The following is a 17,476-nucleotide window of genomic DNA, read 5'->3' as shown; positions in this document are numbered from 1 at the left end:
TAATAACTTATAATAACAACCACTTAGTTATTCGCTTATTCGATATAACACAGCTAGGTTGGTACACTATCTGGGTTTCTGTTTATATTTTTTAAATCATCTGATGACATACCACATTTATCGAAGGAATTATGGAGCGAATTATTCGATTTTTTACTTTCGGACTTTGGGGAACGAAGGAAGAGCGACACCTTTCAAGAAAGATCAATCATTCTTACACATCATTAAAAGTCGTTGGCAGGGGGACCGTGTTTATATCTGCCAAAGAGGTTCATCAAGACCTAATGACGAACAATACTTATGAAAGAGCTCGGTTACTCGTTGAGGAGAAATAGTTGTTTTTGTTGCTAATCTTACCAATCTTGGTAAGTGGTTTTTTGGTTTGTCATATCCATCCGTTCTATCGATACAAGGTACACCGTTATGAAGGGCAGTACCTGTATTTAAAAAGCGCAAACTTAGGCATGATGTGTTTGTTTATCGCCTTAGGCTTAGTCTTGATCGTTAATCGCCACGCGTATTTTTTCACAGCCATCACACATGTCGCTCCGATAAAATGGTTGCCTGACGCATTATTTGCACAGACGCCTTATGAGTTCACATCGAACCTACTCTATGAACTGGATGCCTTTACCAATCAAGAGGTAATCAATCTCACCTGGGTAACCATGATTACGTTTTCGATGTTGCTTGTGCCTGTGTTCTGGTCTCTACTCGCCTACATCAAATATTGCGTTCGCTACATGACGTTAAGCCCAAAAGAACGGCTTAATGCGAGAGTCTTTTCCGACAGCTCACTGGATGACTTTCTCTTTAAGTCTGCGTTAGAAAAAGGGGACAAAATGGTCATGCTGACACTGTCGGATAGAAGGTTATATGTGGGGAAAGTACTCAGCTTAGGCGAGCCCAACGAAGCGGAAGGACTCAACCAAGAGATATCGATAAAGCCGGTAATGAGTGGGTATCGAGACAAGGGTACGCTAGAAGTCCATTTTACTAAGCACTACGCCAACACTGATGCCAATGCCGTCACCATCATAAAGCAAGATCTGATCTCCTCAGCTTGCGCTTTTAGCTTTGCAACCTATGAGAAATTGCATCGAAAAGGCTAAAACTTGTGAAAGCGTATCACCACACCTTTGGTTGATACGCTTATCATGCATCTACGCCAGCTTTACGTTTAAAAGAAATTGCTCTAGTGAACCGATTCCCGCCAGCTCAAAAATCTGATTAAGCACGTTCTGATGGTAATTGTGCATATCAAGGATTTCCTCAATCACCTCTCGATCCAAACTCCCCAGAAAAATGCCCGCTAATATCGTGTCAAACCAGCGGAAAGTACACCGAGCGACGACGTTTTTTACGTTAAGTTCATTTGCCCTAATCGTAATGTCTAGCAGCAGTTGGTACTTATAAAAATACAGCTCACTGCCATATTCCTCCGTAATAGGGAACGCCTCCGCTTCCTCGCCAAATATCAACAAGCAATCTTCTATCATTTCTTGATGCTTGGTTTGCACATTGCGTTTGAAATTACTGACTTCCACACCCAACCATGAACCGACCAGCAAGATGTAGCTGTCCATACCTTGGAGGCTCTCAAGTGCTTCCTGCTGCTTTTCACAGATGGCCTTTCTCACCGCTGGCACTTTAGCCTTCGGGCATAAACCACGCCAAGCAAGGTCCAATAAAGTCACAAGCTCATTGGGATCTTCCTGATCCGAGTAATAAAAAGTAGAACGGTTGATGAAGCGATCTGCCAAACGTTGATGTTTATCCCTGTAGAGGTGAATCAGACAAGCATCCGTCGTTTTACAATAAGCTTCACAAGGTATAGAAACATAGTGTGATTGGACACGGTTGACTTGGTAATGCGTGTTCTCGCACGAGTGTCCAAAAATACGTTTTAAGAGGCCCATAAATCTCCTAAAGACCTACAAGAGGTTGATATCCTTAACAAACAAACTTAATGGTGACTCTGCACCCTAGCACGTTCGTTTTTTATTTGGGTCTCATACCGGAAGTTGACGGTTTTTCACTGTAACTTGCTTGAGAATCTAAAGGAGAGAAGCCTTGCGCCACAACTCATTCAAGAGAAGAAGTACGTCAGATCAAAAAAGCCAGTCTCTCGGGACTGGCTTTTGTTTTGTAGAGCAAGGCTTGTTACTTAATAAAAGAAATACAGCCTTGCAGAATCACTAGGTTGACGATGTCGATAAAGAACGCGCCAACGATAGGCACCACCATAAAGGCTTGTGGTGATGGACCGAAGCGGTTAACGATAGAGCCCATGTTCATTACTGCCGTTGGGGTTGCGCCCAGACCAAAACCACAGTGACCGCTTGCGATGACTGCTGCATCGTAGTTGCTGCCCATCACGCGGAACGTCACGTAGTACGCGAAGACTGCCAGAATCACCGATTGTACCGCCAAAATAATGAGGAACGGGATTGCTAAGTCGAAGATGTTCCATAGTTTTAAGCTCATTAGTGCCATCGCGAGGAACAAAGACAGCGAAACCGTACCAAGAATATCGACCGTCTCGACATCCACTTTGCGTACTTTGGTCACTTCCATGATGTTGGTGATCACCACACCGATAAACAGCGCGTAAACGAAGTCTGGAATCATCAGCCATTTGATACCAAAGCTGCTCACCCAACCTTCTAAGTAATCGGCACCAGTAACACACAATAGAATGATCGATAAACTCTCGACCACTTTCTTCGCCGTCACGCGGTCTTCTTCGTGCTCGTTATAGGTCACCAATTCAGGGAAACGTTCGTGAGTCTGGTTGGTGCGTCCATATTCAGATTCAAGGTTACGTTTATCGATCAAGCGTTGTGCTACTGGGCTGCCAATGATGCCACCAATGACCAAACCAAAGGTAGCGGATGCCATTGCCACTTCTAGTACGTTGTGCAAGCCGTACATGTCTTGGAAGGTTTGTGACCATGCTGCGCCCGTACCGTGACCACCAGACAGCGTAATCGAACCTGCAATCAAGCCCATTAGCGGGTCTAAGCCGAGCGCCGTTGCCAAGGAGACACCGACCGCGTTTTGGATAAGAATGTACACCGATGCCACGGCTAAGAAGATAAACACCTTAGCGCCGCCTTTAATCAACTGGGTGTAATTTGCAGCCAAGCCAACGGTGGCGAAGAACATCAACATGAAAGTGTTTTGCAGCGGTAAATCGAAAACTAAATCCACGCCATTGAAATGCATCGCGGTGATCGCACATGCGACAATCAAACCACCCACGATTGGCTCGGGAATATTAAATTTCTTTAAGATCGGTAATTTAGCGTTAACGAATTGTCCCAAGAACAACACACAAATAGCGACGAGAAACGACTCTTGTGGACCGACAGAAATGACCTGATTCATAAAACCTCTTTGCCTCCTTTTTCTCATCCTTTGAGTAACAACTCGCAGGTTGAGCGGTATTTAGGCAGGTCAGAGTGCCTACTGAACGTGTGGTTTTCTAGGGTCCAAACCCACCAAATTCTCATTAAATAAGAAAGCAATAGCTCGGATATTTACCTAATTCTCATTCAATGAAAAAACATACTTTTTCACCAAGTTTTTTGGCGCAATTTTCTCGTTTTTTTGGATCTTCTCAACTTATGAGAAGTGAACAATTTTTTACCAGTTTTTGAAGGCAAAAACGTATGCGATTGCGTGCAAATTTTGCGTGAAAGTCTGGTGCAAACTTTGTCGAATTTTCATCGACAAAAGTGATTGAGAAAACAGCGCAAGAAGATTGGCGCTTTCTATCCCATCGCCAAGGTGTTATACATATATATAACACCAATTCAGCCAAGGAAACCAATCATGACGCATTGGCATGATCGCCAACCGATTTTCCGTCAGTTGGCTGACCAGATCACCCAGCAAATTTTGCAAGGCATCTGGCAAGAGGCCGAAGCTTTGCCTTCGGTACGCAGTGTCTCTGCGGATATGAAGATTAATCACCTGACGGTCATGAAGGGCTATCAGTTATTGGTTGATGAAGGATTGATTGAGAAGAAACGTGGGCAAGGCATGTTTGTCGCCCAAGGTGCAAAAAAACAGCTGCTTGCTGATGAAAAAGCCCGTTTCCTTGAACAACAAATTCCGCAGATCGCCGACACACTACAACGTCTGGATATGTCTCTTGATGAATTTATCCAACAAATCCAAACACATATTGAAGGTGACCAATGAGCGCATTAGTCAGTGTAAAACACGTCTCCAAGCAATATCGTCAGCAGGGTGAAGCGCTGCATGACGTGAGCTTTGATCTACAAGCGGGTCAGGTGCTTGGTTTGCTAGGTCATAACGGTGCGGGTAAATCGACTCTCATTAACGCCCTACTTGGTGCACACGAATATCAGGGCACCATTCGCATCAACGGCTTTGAGCCAATCATGCAACGCAACAAAATCATGCAGAGCTTGTCTTACATCTCGGATGTGAACGTGTTGCCAAACTGGATGACGGTTGCTCAGCTGCTCGATTACACCGAGGGCGTACACCCAGGTTTTAATCGCAGCAAAGCCGATAGCATGCTTCGTCAAACCGACATCAAGCCGCGTGCACGCATCAAATCCCTATCGAAGGGCATGAAGGTACAATTGCACTTGGCAGTCGTCATCGCGACCAATACGCAGATTCTGATTCTAGACGAGCCAACGCTTGGTTTGGATTTGGTTTATCGCGATACCTTCTACCGTCATCTGCTGGAATGGTTCCACGATGGCGAGCGTGTGCTGATCATAGCGAGCCATGAAGTATCGGAAATTGAACACCTACTGACGGACGTGCTGATCCTTAAACACGGTCGACCTGTTCTGCAAACCTCAATGGACAGCATCAGCGAAGATTACTTCATTCTCGATGCCAGTGATGAGCATCGTGCACAAATCGAAGCGCTGAAACCACTGTCATCGCAAAAGGGCTTAGGTACAACTAAATGGTTGCTGTCTTCCCAATACGCAGAGCAAGTTGCAGGTCTGGGTAATGTGTATGGCGTCAAGCTTGCGGATCTGTTCTTGGCATTGCAGAAGGAGGCAACACAATGAAATCGATTGTCGCGATGTTGCGTAAAGAATGGCTAGAGAACCCATTGGCTACGCGCGTGCCATTATTTATGTTTGCCTGTGGCGTGCTGCTGTTTGTCAGCTTGATGAGTAGCTCGACACTGCAACACAATATGTTCTTCCAAATGAGCTTTGGCGGTGATGTCAGTGACATCCACAAAGAACTCGGCGATGACGTCAACATGCTGATCACCGGTGGCATTGGTTTGTTGTCTATACTGCTTGGCACTCAATACTTCCCAAGAACGCTGCGTAAAGAGCGCTCAGAGGGCAGTATCATGTTTTGGCGCAGTATGCCTGTCAGTGACGTAAAAACCCATCTGGTGAAGCTGGCGTTTGGTTTATTGGTTATTCCATTGGTGTGCTCGGTATTGGTTTTCGCTGCCGACTTTATGCTGTGGATGTTGAATGTTTCAACCGACCACCAGCTGGCGTTATTGTATCGCCAGGCATCATTGGGCTTCGTGCTGCTGAACTGGATTGAATTCTTGCTTCGAATGGTGGTAGCTGGCGTGTTGTTATTACCGCTCGCACTAACCGCAATGGCAATCTCACAGAAAGTGAACTCACCACTGTTGGTGATCTTGATTGGTATTTACGCGCTACGTTGGATGCCAATTGCGATGTTCAACTACTATGGTCTGGATGACTTCTTCTCAGCAATTTTCTATCTACCACTGCACGCGATTCTTGCGCCAAACCCGTTCAGCGCGATTCCAGATGCAGGTTGGATGAACGTTGGGATTTACGCTTTCATCGGTGTGCTTGCTTGGACGGCTAGCATCAAGTTCAGCCGCACCGTGAACTAGCAAACACGGGCAAAACAAACCCATCAAAAGCGAGGTACTGTCCTCGCTTTTTTATTTCCGCGCCCATTTTATTTCCGCGCCCAAGCAGCATTTGTGCTAAACCACTTTGACTAAACTAGGCAGCAGAGCGTCGATGTTTTTCACTTCATCGAACTGAGCCAACTTTCGCTTTATCTGTTCTGCTGGCAGCGCTTGTGCTCTTGCGATATAGCGATTTTTCAACAGACACGCCACTTGGTCCCACTGTTGTATATGCGCATGGGCCATCAGCAGGTATTGTGAAATGACGTCTTGCTGCGCGTGACTTCCCCCCAGCTTGCTGTGCACATCTCTCACCTGGTTAATCAACTCAATGCAATGACGGTAGTTCGAACTGTGGTACGCCTTGATGGCCTGCATCAACTTGCTGCCTGTCATAAACTCCACTTCCTGAGTTTGTAGTGGCGAACTGATAATTTGCGTTATATTGGCATCTAACTGGTCATGATGATCGGTTTTCGCTAACACCATGGCATTGTGAATTTCAGTAAACATGATAGTGCTGTCGGCAGAAATCTCTAGTGCTCCGGCACTCAATCGATGCCAACGTTCTCCAACATCAGCTCCCATGAACTCCAAGCGAGCCAATAACGAAGCTGCGTTTTGGATATCAAGGTATATCGAAGACTCTGCAGGGTAGATGTACTGATCAAACAAAACCAAGGCGCCATCAATATTGCCTTGCTCAAGATGGAACAACGCTAGGTGCCACCAAAGATGGCCGCGAAACGCATTGTGATTTGAAAACGTATTCGCATGACCTTGTAAGAACTCGATGCCCTCTTTCGCCTCGCCTTGCATCTCAAAAATATGAGCCATCGTATGCTTGGCAATTAGGTCTTGATGGTTCAACACTAACGTCTGGCGCGCAAACGCTTCTGCCAATTCATATTCCCCCGCCTCTTCGAGTGCAAAGGCATGAGCGGCGGCAAACATCCAATATCCTGACGTCAGCTCATCCCAATAAGGTAAGACTTGCAAAGAAACGTGCAGTGCCCGTTGCTTTTGGCCAAACCAAAATGTTTGCCCCGTAAATTGGCGATAGGCAATGATATCCAAAGGCCAAAGACTCAGAATATGTTGCCATGTATCCAGAGCCCCCTTCAGATTGCTTTGGCTCCATTGTTTCAACGCATGCATGTGCAGCGCTTCACGCTTGGTGGCCGATTGCGCTAACTGATCCAACTGCGTAACCATTTTAGCCACGATGGGTAAAGTAGAACGACGCCCATCACTCGCATGGCTGTACGCCTTAAAAATCCATCCCATCATAAAGTCCGGATAGAGCAGTAGCAGTTGATCGAGATCGCTCATTGCACTGGGAAGAAAGGTCAACGTATCTTCGAGAATCCGTTCAAATTGTTCTGCGCCTGCAGCATCAATGCCGTTCATCTCTAGCGTTCTTTTGTCTTTAACCATCACATACCTACTAGTAGATAGCCATTAAATTTAAAATAATACCCGCACTTATCGCGGGCAGTATTATGAATAATATTAGCGTTTAAGGAGTGCGAGACAACTCGCCTTCACGCTGCGAATGTAATCGGCATCTTTAAACTGAGAAAGTAACATACTGCCTTCCAGCGCAACAAAGATTAGCCTTGCAACTTGGGCTGATTCCACTCGTAAGTCGAACTCTCCGTTCTCTACACCCTGATCAATGATTTTTTGTAGCCATTGCTCATTCGTTTGCACAAAACGCGACAGCAGCCCTTCTAGGCCATCTGCCAAAGAGTAAAAGTCAGAAGCGTACATACCACACAAACACAACTTATCTTGCTCGCGTACGCCAATAAAAATATCAGCCAGCGCTTCAATTTTTTCCTCAGCACTGCTTGGTTGGCTCTCGATCTGAATTAACGCCGCTTCGTAGTTTGCGAGATAGCGTTCAAACACCGCTTCAGCCAAGTCTTGCTTGGTTTTAAAATGGTAATGAATACTCGCGGTCTTAATACCCAGCTCATTTTGGATGTCGCGAAAGCTAAAACCATTAAAACCTCGGCTTTGTATGTAGCTTTCAGCAAGGTCGGCAATCTTTGCAGCCGTCGGGCTAAGTTCTTTCATGTGGCTTCCACCTTAAACATTTTTGCAAAAGATAGCATGCCCTCACAAACCTGTCTACCTACTGGTAGGTATTGTTTCTTTTTCAAAAAAGACTTAACCTACCTACCAGTAGATAATTAACATTAAAGGCAAACAATGAAATACGATTTTATTATTATCGGAGGCGGTTTGAGCGGTCTCTACACCGCAGCGTACCTAGAAAAAGTGGGGCATAACTACTTGCTACTTGAGGCGAGAAGCAGACTCGGCGGTCGAATTCTTTCTTCTGCGAGCTTGGCAGCAAACAGTCAACACGACCAATTTGACCTCGGCCCATCTTGGTTTTGGCCCAAGATGAATCATCGCGTCATGAGGCTTGTCGACAACTTATCGCTTCCGATCGTAGAACAGTATGAAACTGGCGATATGTTAATCGAACAAGCCGGGCAGGCTGGTATTCGTCAAGTATCGAATCAATTCTTTTCTTCTCCTCAATCCATGAGAGTATCGGGTGGCATGGCGCAATTGGTAGCAGGAGTAGCAAAGTTACTCAACCCAGAAAACATCAAATATGAGCATCAAGTGCACGCAGTAAGCCATAATGAAGCTCAAGGTTATAGCGTCGATGTCATCCACCAAGCAGAGCTGCTGACTTTAGAGAGTGAGAACATCATCTTTGCGCTCCCTCATCGTTTGATTGCTAATAACATCCGCTTTACGCCAACCCTTCCAGAAACGGCGTTAAATGCGCTGGACAAAACGCCCACATGGATGGCCGCTCACGCGAAATTCTTCGCCATTTATGACCGACCTTTCTGGCGTGAAAACGGATTGTCTGGTTACGCAAACAGCCAAGTTGGTCCATTGGTGGAAATTCATGACGCCAGTGCTGAAAATGGCCATGCCGCCCTGTTCGGTTTTATCGGTTACGATGCTCAAGCTCGCGCACAGCTAGGCGCCACCGAATTGAAAACCATGGCAGTTGAGCAACTAGCGAGACTCTTTGGCCCCGAGGCGTATAACGTCACTGAAGTAAAGCTGCTCGACTGGTCGAAAGAGGCATACACGGCGGTTGAAAAGGATCACACCATGCCAACTCATCACCCGCGTTATGGGCTCAACGCATCACTGGAGCAATTAAGCCAACAGGGCATGTACTTTGCGGGAACGGAATCAGCACAAGAGTTCGGTGGATTTATTGAGGGCGCGTTAGAAGCAGCAGAGAGTGTTATTGAAAAGCTTGCCGCTCGTTAAATTGCTCTATCCATTCATTTATGGGGAGGTTGTTGCTCCCCGTAACCCACTCGTCCCTTAGTTCTGCTTCTACTTCTACTTCTACTTCTACTTCTAAAAAATATTGTGATAGTACTTCTGGCGGGTTAAGTCCATAATCCCACGATCAACGAGCATCAAGCTCTTATCTTGAAACCATTAAGTAGAACAACAGCAATGACAGCACAGTCAACGGTCATTCTTGGACTGTATAACCCGAAAGATCCAACCAATGTGGGAGCGGTAATGCGCGCAGCAGGTTGTTATGACGCCACACAAGTTCGTTATAACGGTACTCGCTATAATCGTGCGGTAAAATTCCGAACCGACACGAAGAACATGCACGAACGTATCAATTTGATCGAAATGGACGATCTCACCGCTCACCTTGCTGAAGACGTGAAAGTGGTGTGTGTTGAGTTGGCAGTTGGCGCTACGGCGTTGCCTCTTTTTACTCACCCAGAAAACGCGGTGTATATTTTTGGCCCAGAAGATGGCTCACTGCCGCAAGAGGTTGTCGATAAGGCTGACCACGTAGTGTATGTTCCCACCAATGGCTGCATGAACTTGGCGGCAACGGTCAATGTTGTCTTGTATGATCGTTTGGCTAAAAATCTGGGCACGATTGACGACCATCAACAAGTGATTACCAACCGAGACAACAAAAATCGATTGAAGGTCAAAGACTGCGTATCAGCGCAATAATTTGTACTCGGTACTGCTTAATAAAAAAAGAGCCTATATCGAAATATAGGCTCAAAGCAGTGAAAAAGTGTGCGTGATTTTGATTAATATTTTAGTTATGCAACGATGGCTGAAACTTTGACCGCATCGCTAATGGTGCGATAGTTTGGAGAGAACTGCTGTACGCTCGCAATGACTTCGTCATAATCAGCCTGAGTCCCCTCACCTTTTACTTCAAATTGAAATTGGATTTCATCAAAGCCAACTGGCGCTTCTTCACTCACATTTAGGAAGCCACGTAAATCCAGAGCGCCCTTGATGGTTAACTTCACAGCATCTAGCTTGATACCACGAGCACTTACGCCCGCAACAAAACCCACCATCATGCAACCAGCCATGCCGCCCAATAGGTAATCTTGAGGTGTTGGGTATGCATTGTTGCCCAATAGCTCTTCTGGCTCACCAACTTCAAAGCTGAAGTCTTTTACGATTTCTTTTCCGCCAACCTTTTGATTCAAAGTACGGATTTCACTGTGAACGCCGCCTTTCCATTCAGCAACAATGCCGTATTCAGAGATCGCCTGCGTTGCGTCTTCAGTGATCACTTGAGTGTAAACCGCTAGGTCATCGAGTTTAATGCCGTTTAGTGGTGAGTTATCCATGATATGTCCTTGTTATTATTTGATGTCGTGTTTACTACTGAATTTTTAATTGGGGCCTTTAGGGATCGAGTGAAAGGCCCCAATTCGCACGTTTAGTGAGGTTAATTACGGCCAGCCATTACGCCGCCGTCGACGTTAAGCACAGTGCCAGTCACCCAAGATGATTTGTCTGACAGTAAGTACTCAATCGCGTCCGCCACATCTTCTGTTGAACCGATACGGCCAATCGGGTGGAAATCATTGAAGCCTTGTAGTGCTGATTCGATTTCTTCTTCCGCGATAAATGACTTGTAAATCGTCGACATCACAACAGCTGGTGCTACAGCATTTACGCGTACGCCGTGATCACCAAGTTCAATTGCTAGGTTTTTCGTCAGAGCATGAAGACCCGCTTTTTGCATTGAGTACGCTGATGATGGCGTTGCTTTAATTGCTTGGTGAGCCCACATAGAACCGATATTTACGATCGCACCGCCACCGTGCTCTTTCATGTTTTTCGCCACAGCCTGAGTGATGAAGAAAAACGCGCGGTTCATGTCTAGTTGTAGGTCGTAATCACGCTCTGAGTGGTCAAGGAAATCAACCGGTTTGAAGAAGCCAGCAGCATTAACCAAGTAACCAATATGACGTTTTTCAGCATTCAATTGTTCGATGAAGCTTTTCACTGCACTTGGGTCATACAGATCAACTTGAGCGGTTTCTACTAGGCCTTTGGTCACACTTTCTAAATCCTGCTTTGCTTCAGCAAGATTGTTTTTATCGTGCGAAAGAATCATGACGGGTACACCAGCTTTAAGAAGTCGCTCCGCTGTCGCTTTACCCATACCTGATGAGCCGCCTACGATAAGTGCAATTGAAGATGTGTTGAACATAATACGTTTCCTGTCCTTTATTAGACTACCTACTAGTAAGTAGGCAGTGTTTTTATTAAAAAAGGAGGTGGTTTGGGAACCAGCTCCTCGTCAGTGGTTGTTACTCTAAGATCATATTATTTTCACGTCAACAACTTTATCTACCTACCAATAGGTATATTTGGTTATTTCCTTATTATTCATACATTTATTTAGAATATTTTTTATTCTACCCGTTCACATCATCAATAAATACAAAAAAAGGCCACAGATAAACTGTGGCCTCTATAAGTATTTTTTATCAATCTAGCCAAGGAACGAAATGTAGCCTTGCAGAATGATCAAGTTAACGATGTCGATGAAGAAGGCACCAACAATCGGTACAACCATGAAAGCTTGTGGCGACGGACCAAAGCGGTTAACGATAGAACCCATGTTCATTACCGCTGTTGGGGTTGCCCCCAAACCAAAACCACAGTGACCACCAGAGATAACCGCTGCATCATAGTTACTACCCATCACCTTGAACGTTACGTAGTAGGTAAAGATAGCCAGAATCACCGATTGCACGCCCAGAATCACCAAGAATGGGATCGCTAGGTCGAAAATGTTCCACAGTTTCAGGCTCATCAATGCCATTGCCAAGAACAGAGACAACGATACCGTACCTAGCATATCGACCGTTTCTGTATCTAACTTACGGACTTTAGTTACTTCCAAGAAGTTAGTGATGATCACACCAATGAACAATGCGTAGACGAAGTCTGGAATCATCAGCCATTGAATATCGTAAGTGCTCACCCATTGCTCTACGTACTTAGCGCCTGTCACACAGATCAATAGGAAGAACAATTTCTCAACCACTTTTTTCGCGGTTACTTTGTCTTCTTCGTATTCGTTGTACGTCACCAATTCTGGGAATTTTTCGTGGGTTTTGGCATCTCTGCCCCCAGGACCATACTCAGATTCGATCTTGTTCTTTTCGATCAATCGCTGAGCAACCGGACTACCGATGATACCACCGATGATCAAACCGAATGTTGCTGACGCCATCGCGATTTCCAACACGTTATTTAATCCATACACGTCTTGGAACGTTTGTGACCATGCCGCACCTGTGCCGTGGCCACCTGAAAGAGTAATCGAACCTGCGATAAGCCCCATCAGCGGATCTAAACCCAATGCCGCCGCTAATGAAACACCGACACCGTTTTGTATGATGATGTAGAACGACGCGACCGCTAAGAAGATAAAGACCTTCGCGCCCCCTTTCATCAACTGAGTGTAGTTTGCTGCTAAACCAACAGTAGCAAAGAACATCAGCATAAATGTGTTCTGCAACGGCAAATCGAATTCCAGATCGATACCGTTGAAATGAAGAGCAGTAATGGCGCAGGCGACTATCAAGCCCCCTACAATCGGCTCAGGTATGTTGAATTTCTTTAAGATCGGTAGCTTAGCATTAATGAAATGCCCCAAAAAAAGCACACTGATCGCAACCAAAAAGGACTCCAGTGCACCTACAGATATCAAATGATTCATATCGCCTCTTATTATTGTTCTCTTCATCCTCCGTAATGATTGAGTGTTAGTTTAACCTTCGCTCAATAGCAAATTTTCTCGCTATATTTTTTCGAAAATACTCAAAAGGTTGTGTTAAATGCGCCTTAGGCTAGTTTAAGGGACGGTCGTTAAGCGATGTTCTGATTTATGCGCTATTCGCAAGCCCTAAAATGTAAAAGGAGCCGATTAAGCTCCTTCTTATCCGGTTCACATTCCAAGCAAAAATGACTGCTTGATGTGGATGGACATATAGTGTTGTGAGTATTGTCCGAGAGAGACTTTCTGAACCGCTATCGGGCTCCCTTACTTAAACAGAAAGTCATCCTCACTATTGGGCAAAGTTCCTTCCCGTTATAACGAATAGAGCGCCGTGGTGGCGCTCTAACATCTGGGTTTGCTTGTATCCTATCGTAGTTCAATAACTCTGACTCATGATGATTAAAACGAGCCGAATCCAAGGAAATTCTCAAGCTTGCAACAAGTGTTCTCGTTACAACGGAGCGAGATTATAACATATCGCTGAAAATTTTCCTCATTTCAGTGCTATTCGCCACTTTTATACTTTTCTTCTGCAATGATTAACTGTTCTATATCATTGTTGCAGACGAAAGAGCGAAGCGCCTCAAACTTATCTTCATCCCACGTGTAGATTTGCAGCGCGAGCAGCTTATCGATGGTGTCTTGCTCAAAGCGAAGCTTAACAGGCTTTGCCGGAGATCCTGCCACCACGGTGTACGGTGGAACATCTTTAGTCACGACGCTGTTTGCGGCAATCACTGCGCCTTCCCCAATTTTGACACCAGGCATGATCATCGCGCGCATACCAATCCAAGCCGCGTCACCAATCACGGTATCGCCTTTGCCTTGGTAAGATTGCTCAATGTCATCAAGGAACGGATACAGACAGAACCAGTCAGTCCTGTGATTGTGGTTGCCGCCCATCAAAATCACCACTTCAGCCGCGATACAAACGTAATCACCGATGTAGAGTTGATCGACTTCCCACCTCGGCTGCCACGCTTTACTGATTTCATCGCCATGCAGATAACGCACGACCGAATCTTCAAAGCCGTTATCCCAACAATCGCTGTAATAACTGTGGGTGCCTTTGATGTGGATGTTTTGGTTTTGCACCACTTGGTGCAGGTACTGAAATTTGGACCAATGTTTTTTCATGGCAATTACCTCAATAGAGTAAATGTATGCCACGGAACGATTTCTCGTGGCGTTGTTGCTGCGTTCTCAGTCAACGACGCCTATTGGATGCGGGGCTGCAGTAATAATGGATTGTTCATATACCTAAGTATCCTCAACATGCAGAGTTCAGCGTGCACCCTATAAAAACCATGTATAATTTTCAAGCAAACCAAACAAATAACAAGATTCCGAAAATGAAAAGTCACTCTGCCTTTGCCTCTCTGCTGCTGTTTGCTGCCACAGTGTCTGCGAGCGAAAACATTAAAATCGAATACCTTCCAGCGGAAACTGCCGACGATCGCTTTGCTGCGCAAGTGATTGAAAGCAGTGAAGTGAGCGACATCTTTGTCCAGCTTTCTGATAATTACTTCCCGTTTGATAACCCACTAACACTGACCTACGGTGGCGAAGACGGTCCACTTTACGATCCAGAAACCCACACCATCCATATTCCCTACACCTTCTATCTGGAATCATTCAACTACTTCACCAACAACAAATACCAAGAACGTTACGGTAAATCACCGAAAACGGGCGCGCTCGATACTTTGCTGCACACGCTATTGCACGAAGCCGGACACGCTTACATTGCCGATCAAAACATTCCGGTACTAGGCAAGGAAGAAGATGCGGTCGACAACTTCGCTAACATTTTGTTGATTGATTACGTTGATGAAGGTGCCAATGTGGCGATCAGTGCTGCGGACATGTTCGCATTCGAATCCGATGACAGACCGGACTACTACGATTTTGGCGAATACATTGACGAGCACAGTTTCGATCTACAGCGTTACTTCTCTACCCTGTGTCTGGTCTACGGCAGCGATCCAGAGCAATACAAAGCCTTATTAGATGAAGTAGAAAAAGATTACTTACGCGATCGTAAAGAGTTCTGCCAATTCAATTACGGCAACATCCGTGATAATTGGCTGCATTACTTGCAAGACAATGAACTAAAAGAAAAATAATCGCGTAAAAGGGATAAGAACCGCCAATAATGAGCTCAATCATGACCAAACTGACCGTATTTTACGATGGCACTTGTCCCTTGTGCGCCAAAGAGATGAAGGCGTTAAAACAACGCGATGCCAAGCAACAAATCAAAACCGTCGACATCTACAGCGAGGCGTTCGTCGCTTATCCGCAGATCGATCCGGAGCAAGCCAACACCATTTTGCACGCCCTCAACGATAAGGGTGAGCTGCTGCTTGGGTTGGACGTGACTCATCGTGCATGGCAACTGGTCGGTCGCGGTTGGTTGTATGCACCGCTGCGTTGGCGCGCTGTCAAACCTGTTGCGGATTGGCTTTACCTCAAATTTGCCAAAAACCGTTACCGCGTCTCCTACTGGTTAACGGGCACTTCTCGCTGCAATAACGGTTCGTGTTCACGTTAATTGTGATCCTGCTTAAAAATGCTACGACCTTAGTCTAAATTTATAAACTTCCAGTACTTCTGATTGATTAACTCGGTTAATCTCTAAGCATTACAACAATAAGTATTAATAATTTTATCAGGCAAGCTTATTCAGCTTGTCACTTGTAACGCTGCGCCGAGAGAAGGACGTCTCTATGAATCTGACGATCAGAAAACGACTATATATCCTTTCAATAATTCCAATTCTAACCATGGCAGTAGGCATGATGTGGTTCACCTATCTACAAACCACAGCCTACAACGAACACGAGATTGAGCAGACTCGAAGTCAAATGATGGAGATGAAAAAAGCCGAGCTCAAAAACTACGTCCAAATGGCGCGCTCCGCCGTCGAGCCACTACTCGCTCAAAATGCCTCGCTTGAAGAAGCACTGCCTATCTTGAAACAGTTGGAGTTTGGCCAATCCGGCTACATCTTCGGTTACGATTCAAAAGGCGTGCGTGTCGTGGTGGGTAAAAACACCAAAGGCATCGGAGAGAACTTCTATAACTTGCAGGACAAGAAAGGCAATTACCTGATTCAGGATTTGATCAAAAATTCCAAAACAGGTGCGTTCACGACTTATTATTTCCCGAAACTCGGTCAGAGCGAAGCGCTACCGAAACTGAGCTACTCGGTCTTTATTCCTGAATGGGATTTGATGTTGGGAACGGGTTTCTACACTGACGATATCGACGCCATTGTGGCAAACATGGAAGAAGCAGCGCATCAGGCCCTCAACACCACACTGACGGCAATTGCTCTGTTCTGTGTCTCGATTGCTGCGATCGTCGCGGTCTTCGCGGTGTTTGTTAACCGCAGCATCATGAAGCCTATTGAGCAGTTTGATGCTTCAATTCACTCTTTCGCGCAAGGCGATGCAGACTTAACCGCGCGGATGGAAGAATCAAGCGTGCCGGAGTTCACTCAGTTGAGCCGTAACTTCAATATCTTCGTTGAAAGCCTGCAAGGCATCATCAAGAGCGTTAGCCATGTCGGGCAAGAAGTGGTTTCAGAGACCAACGACATGTCACAGCGAGCATCGCAAGTGGACGAGTTGGCTTCAGGTCAACGTGAAGAAACCGAACAGGTCGCTGCGGCAATGACCGAGATGACAGCAACGGCGCACGAGATTTCCAGCAACGCTAACCAAGCGGCGCAATCCGCCAAAGACGCCGATGAAAATTCACAGCAAGCGAAACACATTGTTGATTCCGCAGCGAACTCCGTCGAAGCGCTCGCGCTAGAGGTGTCGGAAGCCAGCACGGTGATTTCTCGCTTAGAAAGCGATGTACAAAACATTTCTTCTTCGCTAGAAGTGATTCAAGACATCGCCGAGCAAACCAACCTATTGGCACTGAACGCAGCCATTGAAGCAGCCCGTGCAGGCGAACAAGGCCGCGGCTTCGCAGTCGTTGCCGATGAGGTTCGTAAACTGGCGAGTCGCACTCAAGACAGCACAGGCGAAATTCACCAAATGATTGAGCAGTTGAAGTCTGGTTCGGATGCGGCAGTGAAAGCCATGGGTTCAAGCCAAGCGCGCGGTGAAGCAACGGTTGAGGAAGCACGAGCTGCCTCTGCCGCACTGCAAGAAATCCAAGCCGCAATTGCTAACATCATGGACATGAACACCCTGATCGCAACGGCAACCGAAGAGCAAAGCCAAGTTGGGCAAGAGATTTCACAACGCATCGAGGTCATCTCTCAACAAAGCAGCCAATCGGCGCACCTTGCGAATCAAAACCGCGCAGGCAGTGGCAACCTAAACCACAAAGCTAACGAGCTGTACGACTTGGTCGGTCGCTTTACGGTTTAAAGCTTTCCTCACCCTTACATCATGCAAACAGCGACGACA

General features: G+C 45.9%; 17 protein-coding genes. 9 read left to right on the top strand and 8 right to left on the bottom strand.

The features are described 5' to 3' along the window. Positions 1-335 precede the first annotated feature (335 nt). Positions 336-1,112 (top strand): hypothetical protein, encoded by a 777-nt coding sequence (locus ITG12_RS24900; protein WP_038880092.1) that lies wholly within the window; start codon positions 336-338, stop codon positions 1,110-1,112. 51 nt (positions 1,113-1,163) lie between these two features. On the opposite strand, the gene ITG12_RS24895 is transcribed toward ITG12_RS24900, so the two are convergent. Together ITG12_RS24895 and gltS (ITG12_RS24890) are read right to left on the bottom strand one after the other, a co-directional pair. After that, a complete protein-coding gene (locus tag ITG12_RS24895) occupies positions 1,164-1,919 on the bottom strand; it encodes a hypothetical protein (RefSeq protein ID WP_038880089.1) in 756 nt (251 codons plus the stop codon). A gap of 244 nt (positions 1,920-2,163) precedes the next feature. Further along, positions 2,164-3,390, bottom strand: coding sequence for a sodium/glutamate symporter (gltS, locus tag ITG12_RS24890; RefSeq protein WP_005428834.1), 1,227 nt, complete (start codon positions 3,388-3,390; stop codon positions 2,164-2,166). Between the two features lie 447 nt (positions 3,391-3,837). On the opposite strand from gltS (ITG12_RS24890), the gene ITG12_RS24885 reads away from it, so the two are divergent. Genes ITG12_RS24885 through ITG12_RS24875 form a run of 3 tightly spaced genes read left to right on the top strand, consistent with a single transcriptional unit; the run spans position 3,838 to position 5,893 of the window. Continuing rightward, entirely contained in the window at positions 3,838-4,209 is a 372-nt protein-coding gene (locus ITG12_RS24885) for a GntR family transcriptional regulator (protein WP_248874405.1), read from the top strand. Beyond that, complete coding sequence (locus ITG12_RS24880; RefSeq protein WP_038880086.1) at positions 4,206-5,066, top strand: ABC transporter ATP-binding protein; 861 nt, start codon at positions 4,206-4,208, stop codon at positions 5,064-5,066. Before ITG12_RS24885 ends, ITG12_RS24880 begins: the two co-directional genes overlap by 4 nt. Next, positions 5,063-5,893, top strand: a complete 831-nt coding sequence (locus ITG12_RS24875; protein WP_038880083.1) for a membrane protein — start codon at positions 5,063-5,065, stop codon at positions 5,891-5,893. The genes ITG12_RS24880 and ITG12_RS24875 overlap by 4 nt, the downstream gene beginning before the upstream one ends. A gap of 96 nt (positions 5,894-5,989) precedes the next feature. Here the strand turns inward: ITG12_RS24875 and ITG12_RS24870 are convergent, their stop codons facing one another. After that, on the bottom strand, positions 5,990-7,351 hold the full coding sequence (locus ITG12_RS24870; protein ID WP_038880080.1) for a tetratricopeptide repeat protein: 1,362 nt from the start codon (positions 7,349-7,351) through the stop codon (positions 5,990-5,992). 75 nt (positions 7,352-7,426) lie between these two features. Then, entirely contained in the window at positions 7,427-7,996 is a 570-nt protein-coding gene (locus ITG12_RS24865) for a TetR/AcrR family transcriptional regulator (protein ID WP_010644408.1), read from the bottom strand. A 135-nt stretch (positions 7,997-8,131) separates the two neighbouring features. On the opposite strand from ITG12_RS24865, the gene ITG12_RS24860 reads away from it, so the two are divergent. Together ITG12_RS24860 and ITG12_RS24855 are read left to right on the top strand one after the other, a co-directional pair. Further along, entirely contained in the window at positions 8,132-9,229 is a 1,098-nt protein-coding gene (locus tag ITG12_RS24860) for an FAD-dependent oxidoreductase (RefSeq protein WP_038880077.1), read from the top strand. Positions 9,230-9,424: 195 nt separating this feature from the next. Further along, the gene (locus ITG12_RS24855) at positions 9,425-9,952 is read left to right on the top strand and encodes an RNA methyltransferase (protein WP_038880074.1); all 528 of its coding nucleotides are present in this window, start codon (positions 9,425-9,427) and stop codon (positions 9,950-9,952) included. Positions 9,953-10,047: 95 nt separating this feature from the next. On the opposite strand, the gene ITG12_RS24850 is transcribed toward ITG12_RS24855, so the two are convergent. The 4 genes from ITG12_RS24850 to ITG12_RS24835 all read right to left on the bottom strand — a co-directional run bounded on the left by ITG12_RS24850 (position 10,048) and on the right by ITG12_RS24835 (position 14,183). After that, positions 10,048-10,593, bottom strand: a complete 546-nt coding sequence (locus ITG12_RS24850; protein WP_248874403.1) for an OsmC family protein — start codon at positions 10,591-10,593, stop codon at positions 10,048-10,050. Positions 10,594-10,694: 101 nt separating this feature from the next. Next, positions 10,695-11,465 (bottom strand): SDR family oxidoreductase, encoded by a 771-nt coding sequence (locus ITG12_RS24845; protein WP_095760348.1) that lies wholly within the window; start codon positions 11,463-11,465, stop codon positions 10,695-10,697. A 285-nt stretch (positions 11,466-11,750) separates the two neighbouring features. Further along, a complete protein-coding gene (gltS, locus tag ITG12_RS24840; RefSeq protein ID WP_038869865.1) occupies positions 11,751-12,986 on the bottom strand; it encodes a sodium/glutamate symporter in 1,236 nt (411 codons plus the stop codon). 564 nt (positions 12,987-13,550) lie between these two features. After that, positions 13,551-14,183 carry a CatB-related O-acetyltransferase gene (locus ITG12_RS24835; protein ID WP_038880065.1) on the bottom strand — a complete coding sequence of 211 codons (633 nt, stop codon included), beginning with the start codon at positions 14,181-14,183 and terminating at the stop codon, positions 13,551-13,553. 215 nt (positions 14,184-14,398) lie between these two features. Between ITG12_RS24835 and ITG12_RS24830 the strand changes: the two genes are divergently transcribed. From ITG12_RS24830 to ITG12_RS24820, 3 genes are all read left to right on the top strand, one after another. Further along, positions 14,399-15,172 carry a DUF4344 domain-containing metallopeptidase gene (locus ITG12_RS24830; RefSeq protein WP_248874401.1) on the top strand — a complete coding sequence of 258 codons (774 nt, stop codon included), beginning with the start codon at positions 14,399-14,401 and terminating at the stop codon, positions 15,170-15,172. Between the two features lie 41 nt (positions 15,173-15,213). Next, entirely contained in the window at positions 15,214-15,600 is a 387-nt protein-coding gene (locus ITG12_RS24825) for a DUF393 domain-containing protein (RefSeq protein WP_038869868.1), read from the top strand. Positions 15,601-15,775: 175 nt separating this feature from the next. Next, on the top strand, positions 15,776-17,437 hold the full coding sequence (locus ITG12_RS24820) for a methyl-accepting chemotaxis protein (RefSeq protein ID WP_038880061.1): 1,662 nt from the start codon (positions 15,776-15,778) through the stop codon (positions 17,435-17,437). The last annotated feature ends 39 nt before the right edge of the window (positions 17,438-17,476 follow it).

Source organism: Vibrio sp. ED002, from assembly GCF_023277445.1.
In the GTDB taxonomy this organism is placed as follows: domain Bacteria; phylum Pseudomonadota; class Gammaproteobacteria; order Enterobacterales; family Vibrionaceae; genus Vibrio; species Vibrio jasicida.
Note: the sequence above shows the minus strand (reverse complement) of the source record. Positions and strands in the feature narration are given on the sequence as shown.